At 64.6% G+C, this 13,718-nt stretch carries 6 protein-coding genes; 3 read left to right on the forward strand and 3 right to left on the reverse strand.

Annotated elements, in window-relative coordinates; translation table 11 throughout:
- Window positions 1–167: 167 nt before the first annotated feature.
- From ENSA7_RS24090 to ENSA7_RS45855, 3 genes are read left to right on the forward strand one after another with little or no spacing between them, the layout of a single operon-like run.
- A complete protein-coding gene (locus ENSA7_RS24090) occupies window positions 168–1,907 on the forward strand; it encodes a hypothetical protein (RefSeq protein WP_146158069.1) in 1,740 nt (579 codons plus the stop codon).
- A 2-nt stretch (window positions 1,908–1,909) separates the two neighbouring features.
- Entirely contained in the window at window positions 1,910–4,027 is a 2,118-nt protein-coding gene (locus ENSA7_RS24095; protein WP_106091688.1) for a phospholipase D-like domain-containing protein, read from the forward strand.
- Window positions 4,028–4,059: 32 nt separating this feature from the next.
- Window positions 4,060–4,185 carry a hypothetical protein gene (locus ENSA7_RS45855; protein WP_280524032.1) on the forward strand — a complete coding sequence of 42 codons (126 nt, stop codon included), beginning with the start codon at window positions 4,060–4,062 and terminating at the stop codon, window positions 4,183–4,185.
- Between the two features lie 78 nt (window positions 4,186–4,263).
- On the opposite strand, the gene ENSA7_RS24100 is transcribed toward ENSA7_RS45855, so the two are convergent.
- The 3 genes from ENSA7_RS24100 to ENSA7_RS24110 form a co-directional block, all read right to left on the reverse strand.
- Window positions 4,264–4,944: a hypothetical protein gene (locus ENSA7_RS24100; RefSeq protein ID WP_106091689.1), complete on the reverse strand. Its 681-nt coding sequence runs from the start codon at window positions 4,942–4,944 to the stop codon at window positions 4,264–4,266.
- Window positions 4,945–5,038: 94 nt separating this feature from the next.
- Window positions 5,039–8,665: a hypothetical protein gene (locus tag ENSA7_RS24105; RefSeq protein ID WP_106091690.1), complete on the reverse strand. Its 3,627-nt coding sequence runs from the start codon at window positions 8,663–8,665 to the stop codon at window positions 5,039–5,041.
- Between the two features lie 1,008 nt (window positions 8,666–9,673).
- Window positions 9,674–13,516 carry a metallophosphoesterase gene (locus ENSA7_RS24110; protein WP_106091691.1) on the reverse strand — a complete coding sequence of 1,281 codons (3,843 nt, stop codon included), beginning with the start codon at window positions 13,514–13,516 and terminating at the stop codon, window positions 9,674–9,676.
- Window positions 13,517–13,718: the final 202 nt, after the last annotated feature.

The raw sequence follows: 13,718 nt of genomic DNA on the forward strand, positions 1-13,718 counted from the left end.
GGATCATGGGACGCTCAGAACGTGAGATGATCTCTGGTCTGTGCGGTTGCCTACCGATCAACGCGAGAGAGTCGAGAACGCAGAAACACAAGCGCGAAGCGTTTGGTCGGTCGGCGACCAACGCTTGCGGTTCGCTCGGTGTCCCGGATGTGGAGGAGCCGTTCACGATGCATGACAGCCTCGCTACCTACCTCCCGCGCTGGACCAAGCGCGTCGTGCTCGGCACAGGCGGGCGGGACCCTCTTGGCCTGTCTCGCATCACCCACGCCCTCACCGGGGAATTGCTGCGCGGGATCATCACCACGACCAGGAACGCCCGCTACTATTCGATCTACTGCTGGATCCTCCGAAACATCGCCGAGACCGAGAACCTGCAGGATGATGACGCCTTCGCCCGCGCGTTTCGTCGGCGCGAGGCCGCGTTTGCCCTGGCGACCATGCTCGACCCCGAGCGGCGCCCGAACGTCGTCCCGGTCGGCGTGACCAAGGTCCGAGCCGCGCTCGAGGGAGCAGACGATGAGCTGAGCCTCGACCTTCGTCTGCTCAGCAACCCCTACGGGGGCTATGGGCAAAACTACAACGGGTCCATGTTCGCGCTCGGTCTGTGGGAGCGCGAAGCTGACGGCTTTGACGAGATCGCCGGAGACGATGCCGAGCTCTTGGCCCTGGCCGTCGAGGAGTCCGTCGCCAAGACACCCTTCGGCCGCAAGCGCGCGTGGACGCACGAACGGGTCTCTCTCAAGGACCTGCGCCGCTCCGCGGCGGCCATGAGCCTCGATGCCCTGCGCAGTCCCGCCCACGAGGTCGAGCGCGACACGCTCATCAAGCTCTTGTTTGGTCGCAGCGACAGGCTCCCGGGAGAAGCGGACATTCGTCGTCGGCTGACCCTCACCTGGATCCTCTGGGTGATCCGGCGCTACGAGGCGGCGCAGCTTCGCTGCCGCTCGGGCAAGAAGCTGGAGTGGACCCTCCTCTACGGACCGCTCTACTTTGGCGTCATCAACGACGGCGAGGACGCGGTCGTGAGCGTCGAACTCCCGCCCGCCCTCATCGACAACTGTGACCACTGGCGTCTGTTCTGCGCCCAGCAACACCTCACCGTCGCCCACGAGGGGGCGCTTCGTGCGTTGCTCGAGGTCGCTTCGCTCTCGGACAGCGGCCTCGAGATCAGCGACGCCATCGAGCTGCTGGTCAATGACGACTTTCGAGCCTTCGTCGACGCGCGCACCGGTACGCCGGGTACGACGCCGGCCAAGTTGCTCGATGCCCTGGGTCTGCGCGAGCCCCCAACGGTCCACGGCCCCGATGAGATCAACGCGAGCCGCTCGATCCTCCACCCCCTGAGCGAGAATAGGCTGTGCTGGCAAGCCAAGGGACCCGAGCAACACCTGGCGCAATCGTTGATGCAGCTCGCCAGCCTTTACGCGCGCTGGCGGGCCTTGCCGGACAACGCCGCGGTCAACTGGCTCCGCCGCGACGCTGGCGACGAGCCCTGGGTCGGCAACCGTCTCAGGTTTATCGACGCCTGGTTCGACGAGCGTTGCACCTGGGAGCAGGCCGCAACCGTCCTACTCAATCACCTCGTCGATCGTCACCAGACCGTGTTGTGGGACAAGGGGGATCTGCGCAAGTGCTGGCTCACCTACGAGGACGGTCGCGTCCATCACGTCCGCGATCTTCAGCCTGGCTTTCGTAGCTCGCGGTTCCCCAACGCGGTGTGGATGCTCCGTGATCTCGGCCTGGTCGAAGATGGTGACGAGCACAGCAACGAGGAGCCCGACGAGGAGCCGGATGACGAGGATGAGTACGCCTACGAGGACGAGGGCGCCGACGAGGACGAGCAGGATGCGGGGCTACGCTTAACCCCCCTTGGTGAGGCGCTGCTCAGCGAACTCGAGGAGCAGTAGTGATGGCGACGCTCGATCTCATCAACGAGCTCCGCCGGGGTCGCTTCGACCACGTTCTGCTCGCTACCTACAACTTCAGTGCCGACTTCTTCGAGGGCTACTGTCTGCGTAGCCTCGACGCCTTCAGGTACGCCGACAACGTGGTCGCGTTCGTCGATCACGGCATATACGCGAAGCTGATCGCTGCCGAAGGCCGCGACCGGCCCAAGCTCGCCGGTCGCGGCTACTACCTCAACCCCGTCAGCTGCCACGGCGTCTTTCATCCCAAGGTCTACCTCTTTACCAACAAGCGCCAGGGCCTGCTCGTGATCGGGAGCTGCAACCTGTCGAAGACGGGCTTCACCAACAACGCGGAGTTTGCCGGGAGTTTCCGCTTCGATCTCGGCAAGGACCAGACCCACGGTCGCCTGTTCGCCGACGTCTACCGATGGTTCACGCGCCTCGACGCGTCCGAGTCCGTGTCGCAGGCGATCGAAGCCGCAGGTCAGGACTGCGGCTGGTTGCGCACGACCCATGACGCGCCGACCGCTTCCGAGCCGCGCTTCCTGTCCAACCTCGACGAGCCTCTGTGGCCGCAACTGCGGGTGCTCGCGGGTGATGGGATTTCCAAGTGCACGGCGCTGTCGCCCTACTTCGATCGCCAGCCCAAGCTGATCGATGAGCTCGACGATCTGGGCCTCCACATCTACTCGGAGCGGAAGGCGACCACCATGACCGCGGCCTGGCTCGAGCATCCGAGCGTCGTTGACGGTCGCGTTCAGATCACCCTGACCCGCTACGACGAGGACGGCCACGAGCGCGGCCTTCATGCCAAGGCCGTCGTGCTCCACGGCGCCGACGCTTGCCTGCTGGCCTACGGAAGCGCCAACTTCACCACACCTGCGCTATTCGCCACTCCGAACACGGGCAACTGCGAGTGTGTGTTGGCGATCCCTGGCCTTCCGGTCGAGTTCGACGCCCGCGCCTCGTTCGATCCAACCGAGCAGGGGGTGCCCGCCGTCGTCGACGACCTCGGAGACGGTGATGATGGGTTCGAGCACGTTGGGGCTTCCGCACTGCGGCTCGTCGAGCTCTGTCTTGGCAAGGCCGGCGAGTTCGTAGCCGACATTCGTGGAGCGTTGGAGGCCAAGAGCCGAGTGATGCTCGTCATCGAGGTCGCCGACCACGAGCCAGCTCGCCTCGAGCTTCGTACCGCGGGCGAGAAGTGGAGTGCGCGAGCACCCGAGGCGCTCGTCCAGCGGTGTGCGCGGCTTTCGGCCGTTGGCCACGTCGAGCTTGGGTCGCCGAGCGGTGACACGCTCGTGAGCAACTCGGTCTTCGTGCACGTCATCGCGCAGCTCGACGCTGGCGCCGAGCGTCGGCTGGTGCGTCGTGTCCAGGTCGCGCTCGAGAGCGCGGAGCAGTTTCACGCCGAGCTCGTACGCCTGCTCGAGGACGGCGAGGATGAGCAGCTCGTTCGCTTCTTCCAGCTGTGCAACATCACGATCAGCGGTCGGCCTCGCCTTCGACGAGGGCGCCTCGCACGTCCGAGTCTTGCGGCTGAGGGAAAGGGCCGCGTGATGGGCCGACGCGCCCGCGCCCTCGCGCTCTCGCTGCATGCGGCTGCGCTCGACTTCATCGACCGCCACCGGACTCGCCTCGCTCGCCACGCTCGTGAGCCCACAGTCGAGGGTGTCCCGACCTTCATGCACGTCGTTCGGGCGATATTCGATGTCTGCGACGCGCAGCTGCAACGAATGGTCGCTGGCCTCGACCAACAGACCCTCCGACCCGAGCGGTGGAAACAATGCCGCGACTTCGTCGCCGCCTACCTCATGCGCCTCGAGCAGGTCATGGAGATCCTCGTCGAGGTCTACCTCCCGAGCCTCGCGGAGCGCGACGATCTGGAGCGAGCTGCGCCGGAGCTTCGCATCGACGTCTCCGCCCTGCGAGAGCGTAGCCAAGTCATGCTTCGACTGCGTGACGACATCGAGGAGGCCAAACCGATGGTTAGCAACGAACTTGGCCAACGCCTACGGGCACCCTACTTTCGAAATGATCTGCTCAACGAGGCGCGCTGGGAAATCTGGCGGTCTGGCATGATCCGCTCCCTGCAGCGGCTCGAGGCGAGCTGCCGTTAATCGGAAGAGCGCATTCTGGCCGAGGAGCCCCAATGGTGATCTTGGCGGCCACGATAGAAGGCGAACCGGGCAGCCAGCATGTCGTCTTCGCCGTCTACCGCAACGAGTCGAAGATCGAGTTGCGTGAGCGCAGCCACCACGGCGGCATGCGCTTGTAGCCTGGGGGCAACGCATGGGCATGACGAGCGACCCCCTCGGTCATCGCCGCGGCGACGACTTGCGGCCGGGCTGAGTACCTACATTTTGGACGACCGCGCCTTTTCCAGCGCATTGAACACGTGCGTGGCTGTCCGAGAACGGGCCATCGCATATTGGTTAGCGAACTCCTCGCACTGCTCGGCGTTGGCCGCACTCCAGTGCCGGCGGTACCAATCCACGTGATGGCCGACCTCGTGGTAAAGCAGGTGTTCGATGAAGAAGCGTCGCAAGCCAAGCTCCGAGAATCGTATGCACCAGCGCTCATCCTCCTGGAACAGCTCGGTCCCCCACTTCGAGTACTCGCGGATGACTCGCTGAGTCGGTCGCTTGGTGCCGAAACGAATTACACGGTCCGTGGGCCAGGGGTAGAGCGTGATCACACGGACGCCGCTGCCACAGATGAACGTCGCCAACGGAAGCTCGCCCGCCAAGTAGTCGGACTTCCGCGCCCGGCGCAGCCACACGTGCGTGATCGCTTCGACGTCCTTTCGGGGGAGGGCGTGAAGAGCTTGCAGTGTTTCTGCGCCGTTCAGCGGAAAGAAGAAGTCACGCGACGACTTCTCTTCGATGAGGATGGGTAGTTCGTCGTTCGCTGACGGCCGCTCGATATCGTGGAGTCGTCGGAAGATGCCATCGGTGAGCTTCCGATGAGTCCGGCCGCCGTGAATCTCGCCGAACCGACGATTCTTCCGCCAAGCGGTTTCTTTCCGATTCCGCACCCGCCGAAGCCTAGCACCTGTCGCGCGTGTTGCTCAGCAGCGCACCGGATCTGATTCGCTCGCGCTGGGACGAGGCGTTCTGGCCCCCACGAGCTCACTCACTCAGCTCGTCCATCACCGCCGCGAGTGCAACCAGCTCGGTCAACCCCCGTGCGACGCCCATCCAGAACCGCTCGGTTTCTTCGCTCTCAGCCCCACTCTCGAGCATCGCTGCCTGGAACGCCCGAGCCGCCGCATCACCGCCTGCGATCACGTAGAGCCTGGCGAGTTCGTGCACGCCGTCGAGCCTCAGCCTCGCCCCGAGCCTACTCAAGTTGGCGGCCGCGATCTCGATATTCAACGACGGCCGCCGCGCCGCAAAGCGCTGGGCGATCGAGCTACCAAGCTCCCCATCCTCGACCGCGGCCCAAGCCATCGCCTCCGAGATCTCGATTGCACCGAGCCGAGCCTGCGTCGCATTCGGACTGTCGACATCGCCGGCTCGCAGCCACGCCAACGTCCGCTCCTCGCCATGGAGCTCCAGCGCCAAGCCCCACCAGGGAGCATGAACTCCGCCCAGGATCTTCTTGCGCAGACTCGGCGTGGCAAACACATGCTCGACCACAGGACCGCGCTCGTCGAGGCCCGATGTCGTCCGTGCGAGCAGAACTCCGATACCCGTTAGGAGATTCGAGCACAAACCGTCGACCACGGCCGCCAACTGCTGCGCGTCGAGCCCTTCGCTCACGACCTGCTGCATGAGCTCGAGGTGTCGCCTTGGATCGTCAATGAGCGACTCGAGTAGCTCGAGCGTCTCGCTAACCGCTCGCCATCGGCCGTGGTCCTCCGCGCGAGCACAGTCCACCTGACATTTGTGTGCGAGTCGATCGAAGGGGTTGGGCGACATTTCTGCGAAGTGAGACCAGCGCTCGGCTTCACCCGGGCGCGGGTGAAGCCGAGCCAAAATCCGCGAGCGGATCTCGTGTGGTGTGCTCAAGTCATCACACATCTCGAGCAGCGCCTCGCGGACCTCGTGTTGTGGACACGCCGCAAGTCGCCTGCGGGCGTGATCAGCGATGTCAGAGGGCGCGAAGACGTGCAGTCGCGCCAGTAGACGAATGTCGCCCACATCCACCAGATGGGCTAACGCAGCCGCCTGCGGAGTCTCGGGCGACTGATGGAGCTGTGCGACGGTCCATCCTTGTGCCATTTCGTGCGTCGGCTCGATGGCGTAGGTCTGCTGATCGCTGATCGTCGCCAGCGCCCAACCCAGGATCCGATCGGCGTCGACACCCGCCGCAAGGAAGCTTCGCCATGGAAAGTACAGCGCAACCATCTCCCCCCGAGTGCTCCAGTCCTCCCACAGGCGCACGAGGTCCGGCCCGTTCAAGAACGTCGTCATGAGCCAGGTTGTGCCATCTTCGTCGTGCAACCACGGCTCGGCTTCGCACAGTCGAGCAGCGACCCGGAGTCGAAGCTCCGCTCGCATTGACTCGGACAGGCGCTGCCAAATGCTGTCGAGCCCATCCTGGTTCCAGCGACCGCCTACGCTCGTATAGCATTGCACGGCATCGATGAAGACATCGGCGGCGCCGTCCATGCCGTGCAGCATGCCGTCGCACAGCGCTGCCACCCAAATCTTGGTGCCGCGAAGATTCTGTTGCATCGCGCACCTGATCGAGTGACTGGAGTGGACACCCGCAATACGAGCTTTCCCGTCAGCCTCGAGCAGCAACCTCGGCGCGGCGACGGTTCGCCACCAGAGCGTGTAGTCCTCTCGACACAGTCGAGCGTCCATCTCGGTCTGGGCATCGCCAACCTGTGGCATGCAGGCCCAGAGGTCTGCCGCCAAGATCTCCAGTGATTGAAACGGAGCACCAATCATCAAAGCGAGACGGGCCGTCTGCTCATCGAGGCGCGCGTCGAACTCGAGGCTCTCCAACCGGACCATGGCATCGTCAAGCTCGAGTTCACGTAGATCCGCGGACGTCCATCCACGGGGCAGGTCAGTATGGTGGAGCAGTGAGATCTGGGCCAGTGCCACGAGCGGCTCTCGACCACCAATGCGAACGGGGTTCGGCGACGCAGGCACCGGCGCGCGCGCGCTGCCCAGCGTCAAGGTCCGCGGCAATGGCTTTTGCGGACGCATCGCCCACCAGCGCAGCGCTAGCAGGAAGGCGCGCGCAAACACGGGCCGATCGGATGGCCGCGCCCCGCTCCCGAGCACCCACGCCATCGCTGGTGCGCTCGCACAACGGACCCCCGCAGACTGGCGATTTATCGCAGCGATGATCGGGCTCGGGTCACCGCAGACCTCGGCCGCCGCGAGCAGCGAAGGGTGCCACTGCTCGTGCAGTACCGCTACGCGGATGATTTCATGGTCCTCGAGGTTTTCCGCGATGTAGAATCCGAGGGCTGAGACGAGCAGGTGCATCCTCGGAAACGTGACCCGCGAGCCCCGCCGACGGAGCAGTCCCATCTCGATGAGGCCGTCGACTAGGCTCAACATGCCAGCAGCACCAAGCTCGCGCCAGATGGACTCGCCAGCGATGCCGTCGGCCGCTTCGACGAATGTTCGGGCGACGGTCTCGATGGCGATCCAGGTCTCGTGACTACGACATGCACTGGCGGCGATCCCCGCGAGCGCTCGCTGTCCGCACACCTCCAACATCGCGGCCTCCCCCGCTCGCCCACGGATGCGAAGCCGTTGCGCGGCGTGGTGCAACCACCGCTCGAGCAGCAGCTTGTTCGAGAACGGCAATGCGCGACTATCGAATGTATCCCGTGCGACCAGCCCGAGCGCGTCGGCGTCGTCGATGGCCCAGCCCGAACGAGGGTCGTCCTCCAGCCAGCGCCTGACGGGTTCGAGGTCGGCGGCGTGACCGTGACGATTGAGCAATTGTTCGAGGTGATTCAGATACCGCAAGGCCCAGTCCACCGAGCCCGACCCGAGCAGCAGCACGACCCGGTCCGTGCACTGATCCTCCGCGGGGACGCGAGTAGAAGCCGTCGCAAACAGCACCGCTTGCGTGTTCGCAGCCACCTTCAATAACCGTAGCTGATCTCGTGGCGTCAGCCGATCGAACTCCGACTGAACGAGAACCCCGCCGTCTTCAAGGTCGGTGCGACGCCAGTCCGATATCCGCAAGCCGACTTCTCGCAGTTTAGCCTGTAGCCAGCGCAGGCAGGTGATTCGGGCCGCATCATTAGATCCCACGATGAAGATCGTCGTCGGCAGACTCTGGTCATCCGATGTCGCTAGCTCGAACAGGTCGTCAAACGACCATGACGACAAACCATCCGAGACCGCAGTGACCTGGCAATTTGTGATAATGATCTTCTGACCGGCGGGAGGCGAGAAGGCAGCGTCGACGATGTCGAATGGGCCCAAGTCTTCGAACCCGGGGATCCGCTGGCTAAACGGCAGGTCCTTCCCCTTGGTCCTGGCGGCGGCAAGGTACTCACCCAGTGTGTCCGGGGTCATGGACAGACCCTCGGCGATGATCTGCAGTCGCTTCGGATCGTCAAAGATCGTGCGTAGTGTGTCGGGTTTGCCGTGGAAGAACTCCGAGACCATGTTCTTGCAGGAGCTGAGTTCGGCAACTTTCGCGTGGTACAGCGCCTTGGCGAGGCGAGTCTTGGTCCCCCGCGTCTTGGCCAACGGCTCGAGGCTGCTCTTCCACCGCTGGAGTTCCTCTGCCGACAAGTTGTAGGCGCGGGCAGTCGTGTCGCTGTTCGTCACACCAGGAGCGTATCCCGGTCCGAGTCATGGGATTATCAGATGACTCGACGGAGGCGACCCTGCGCATCGATGTGTGACACGCGCAATCATGATCTCGGGTCGAAACGTAGGAAACGAAGGGGTGTCGCGGTGCTTGGCGGCCCGCGACCACCGCAACATTGCACATCGCGTGGCTGGCGCCATTTCCCATGTCGCCGCGATGGCGGGACCGGTTCGGTTCGACGACTGGTCGCGGCGATCAAGTCGGGCGGCGTCAGCCGGGTCATCATTCTCGCCCGGTCCAACTCGCACTCGGATACCCACAAGGTTCGGCGGACGTGCAGGAAGGTCGGAATTCGCTGCGAGATTTCGCTTCAATCTCCCTGGTGAAGTACGCACGCGCTCGGAGTCATCACAGTGAAACGCAACGATGCCCAGGTTGCGGTGCGCGGTTGCCTGGCCCGGCCACGGTGGTCCAGCCATCGTGGTCGTCGTGGTCTTCGTCGTCGGGATCGTCGGTCACCCGCGTTGTGATAGCGCGCGCCTCGGGCAACTCGAGCCCGACAACGTCGTACGGGTCCATGCACCAACGCAAGTCAACGCTCCGCTCGAAAGGTCCGCCAGGCATCGAACATCTGCTCGACGGCGTCGAAGGGATCCATGCAGCCGACTCCGGTGCCCATGGCCGGACACCCGAGTCGCTCGGCGGGCAGGTTGTCGACCGCGGCTGCAGCCCCTAGAGCGACGACCAGTTTGAATTCACGACGCCAGGCACATCTGGGGCCGCTCCTGCCGTTGTCGACTCGGCCTCGCAGTATGCCGGATACAGCTTCGGCCTCGCTCCTAGTCAGGAACGGCCCCAGACGCACCTGACGACGCGACTCCAAACTGATCGCCGCTCTAGCTGCCGCCAGCATCGTCCGGCGAACGTCAACTTTGAATTCCATTGCGCGAATCGACACTGCCGCCGAGACGCGCGCGTGGGTTTCGGCGGTGTGGCAGGCCGGCTCGATGGTGTGGACATGGTGTTCACGACCGGGGAGGCGGGTCGGGGAGGTCCGGGAGCTCGATGGGGGGCCCGCTGAAGTGGGCCAGGAACTCGGGGTCGGGCGGGCCGAGTTCGAACTGGCGGAGGAGGTCCACAAACTCGGGGAAGTCACCACGAGCAAGGCAGGCGGCGGCGTGGGATTGGTGGTCGGGGTTGTCGGGTTCCTGCACCGCGCGGCACAGATGCCAGACGTGGGCGGGGAGCCAGTGCTCGGGCGGAGCGCCAGCGAACCACGTAGGCCAGTAGTTGCTGGTTGGCCATGACCAGGATGTTTGGTACTGCGCAAGGCCGAGGGCAAGCTGGAGGGCATGCTTTTCGGGGGTGGGGGTGTCCCAGTTGTGGGTGTCGACGAAGAGGTCGAAGCCAGTGTTGAGAGCCCGGTTAGCTGCGCGGATGCGGGCCATGCGACTCGCTTCGTCGGCGGTCGCATAGTTGCCGACGAGTCCAGCGAGGGCCTCGAGCACAGCCTTCCATGCAGGTGAGGCCGGCGGCAAACATGCGCGGACGAGTGTATTGGCAATTTCGGTTCGGGCTTCGATGTAGGACATCGAAGCCGAACGGAGCTCGATCGTCAGATTTGCCAGATCGCGGCCAATTTGTGTGGAGAACGCCACTCCAAAGTGTGCATGATAGCCGGCGCCCACGGGATCGCCCTGCCATGAGTCTCCCGCAGCAGGGCCTCGCTCGCTGAGTTCAGCCCCGCAGGTTATGCGGATGGACGGAGCGAGATGCACCATGTCTGTGCCGGTAACCAGCGTACGTGGGAGCGCGTCTGAGTCGGCAACGACGCGTTGGACTCGATCCCAAACCCAGGTCATCTGGTGAAGGAGCCATGCAACCCAGAGGCAAGAATCGAGTTGCGTGGGATTGCCGAATAGCCGGCGCTGCGCCCGTGCGAAGGGCATCCCCATCACCCAGGTCAGCAACGTGGAGCGTTTTGCCTTGCCCCGAGCCCATGTGCTCCATTCGCCCCTGTCGAGATCCAAGAATGCGACCAGCCCGAGGTCCTGTTCCTCGCGGCAGTCTAGTGCGTGCACGACTGGGAGGCCCGTCGGCACCAAGCTCAACAGACCAACCAGCGCGCGATCGCTGCGTTCGGCCAGCCCTGCCTCGATCCAGCGCCGGACCGTATCTGAATGTCGATGAGTAAAACGAAGGATGTTGGCGATGTGGGCGCGGACTTCGCTTCCGGTGTAGGGACCGTATTCTGACAGCAGCGCGGCGACCACATCCAACGCTCGCCCGCACAGCCTTTCGCCAACGTCGATCTCTTCGCGCAGCACGCCTAGCAGGAACAACGCGGAGGGGAACTGAAACGGATTGATTTCGGTTACGGCCTCCATGATAGCGCTCCCAAGTTCCCGATCCTCGGCCCGGCTCCCGAGCGCCAATAGCAGGGTCTCACGCCATGCCGCCCACTTGTGATGCTCGACGACGAAGCGAGTGATCGCGTCGTTGCCTTTTCGTCCCTGTTGGCGAAGCATCGCTTGTCCGGCGAGGTGTTCCATCAGCGACAGATGCACGAAGGAATATCGGTCCCTCTGGCTCTCCTGCAGCAGCCCCGAGTCTGCGACCAGCCATCGACGCCACTTGTGGGCGAGATCGCGACGCCAGCCCTCATTTGACTCGGGAGCGTGGTCCGCCAGCTGTGCCTCTAGTTGGTCGTCGAGCTGCCTGCGCGTGACGACAACTCCAAGCTGTTGTTCTCGCGTGTCGAAGTTGCTCGGGCGCTGCGACTGCATCCAAAACGCCAGTTTCTCGAGCATCGGCAGCTGCCGGTGTCCCGCGAGTTCCGGAAGGCTCCGCTTCCGGGCCGCCGGCCAGGTCACGACCAGCGTGTCGATGCACACTGCATACAGCTGCGCTCGCTCTCCGGGTAGCTGTGCTCGGTGAAAGTGCACCAACGCCAACAAAGTAGCGAGTAGAGGCGTGCGCGCCATCTGTTTGGCCCGCGGCTCGGCCTCGAGCGCGGACCACAGCTGCGCCTGCTTGCGCTGTCGCTCGACGGGGTTCTTCGACTCCGCGACTACGTACCAGCGTTCGATGAATTGCCGTAGCTGCTCATCGTCGAATGGCTCGAGCACGAAATGCTGGAATGGCGTCGCGTTGAGAGGCGCCTCGTCGTAGCCGAGGATCCGGCTCGTGACGAGCACCGGCATCAGTGGATAGCGCGAAGCGACGCCATGCAGACGATCGCGCAAGCCTACGCGCAGCGTCTCGCTGCACTCATCGACCCCGTCAACGATCAGCACGGCTTGCCCGCGCTCACACAACTGTTCGAGCGTCTCTACGCTTGTGCGAATCTCCAGCACGCTCGCGGCGTAGCGACGCGCCTGATCGAGCATCCCCTCCTCGCCACCCCCCATCACCCAGTCGCGCACCGTGAGCAGCAGCGGAACGACGGGCGCCTCAGACTCGGCCACACGCATAGCCAGGTAGCGCGCCAGCGTCGACTTGCCGCTACCGGGGTCACCGAGGATCACCGCCCGAGCGGCGCGCTTGCCCTCAGCGGCGGGACGCAGCCACCCCGGCACCAGCACTTCGAGTGATAGGCGCTCGTTGGCCTCGGCCGCGTCGCGTCGACGAAGCTCCAACGGCACGAATATGTCGTGAATGCTGGCGACCGGCTTGGGTGCGCCGTCGGCCAACCCGACGAAGGTTTGCTCCCCGTGAACATCAATGACCGCCCGCCGCAGCCGAGCGACGAGGGGGTCCGGCGAACCCGCTGGCTTCTCTGTGGCGACCTTCCCGAGCCGTGGGAACGCGAGCTCGAGAGTCATGCGCCCGTCGGGTGCGTCGCGGTGAAAACCAGCGTCGCGGTGCCAGAACCCGCTGCGGGTCGTCCACGTGAACGCATCCACATGGAGCCGACCTGCGTCCGCGTCGACCTGCACGATCGTGAAGCCATGAAAGCGATCCTCTCCGAGCCCGGCGTAGAGCGCCCCGCCGCCGATCTCCAGCGTCCCTTGGCGACCCTGTACGAAAGCTCCGGCCTCCGGGTGATGGACATGGCCGTGGAGCATGACGTCGAACTCGTTGCGCAGCAGCGCGCGCAGGTACTTGGCCTCGACCTCATGCAGCCAGTCGAGGGGATGATGAAGCAGCGCCACGCGGAGCTGGGCACCGCCGGCCGCAAGCTCATCGACCAGTAGTTGGATCTGGCGCTGACCGACGACGAGCCGCCCGCGGGCGTCGTCGGGGCCAGACAACCACGCCGAGCACAGCGACGCGACGCCGACGGTGACGCCGCCAACCTCGACGATGTCGCTACGAAACGGTCGATCGATGGAGACCCGCCGGGCTGGCCCCTGCAGCTTGGCCGTGAACTCGCACCAATTGCCGAGGCGGCGCCCGTGCAACGCAAGATCATCGGCGTCGTCAATCAGCACCCCGATCGCGGTGCGAAACTCGTCCTCGTCGAGTTCGTCGAATGCGCGATCGTAGCGGGCCACCGTCTTGCTGATAGCCTTGCGGTCGACGTCGTGGTTGCCGGGGACAACGAACAGCCGCTGACGCCAGTCGAGCCCCAGCTGCTCGCACAGCGCGGCGAGGAATGCGTGCGCGCCGTCGTAGTCGGTCCGGGCCCCGTGCCGAGCGACGTCACCAGTCACGAACACCAACTGTGGCGCGGGACCAGCCTGCTCGAGCAGGCGCGGGAGGTCGCGCAAGAATGCGCGAAGGACGTGGTCTTGCTGCCAGTCGTTGCCGACAACATGTAGATCCGAGATGTGCAGCCAGCAAAGTGGTTCGTCGGGAATCACGGTGGTAGCGAGTGTATCGTCGAACACCCCTACAACCCCCGCACGATCTCGAAGCGCGTCCATCTTCTTGTCACTGTCGATCGAGGTAGGTCTTCGCGTGCCGGAGGTTCTCGGTCATGAAGTTGCGCGCGCCGTGAGCATGGCCTCGGCGGCCCGCTCGACGGCCGTGCTCGGTCGGGCCGTGTCGACGTCCCAGAACCCGGCGAGCCAACCTCAGCGAGCGGTCGAGCATGCCTCGGCCTCGTCGCTACGCAGCGGGAGTGGC

The organism is Enhygromyxa salina (genome assembly GCF_002994635.1).
In the GTDB taxonomy this organism is placed as follows: Bacteria; Myxococcota_A; Polyangia; order Nannocystales; family Nannocystaceae; genus Plesiocystis; species Plesiocystis salina_B.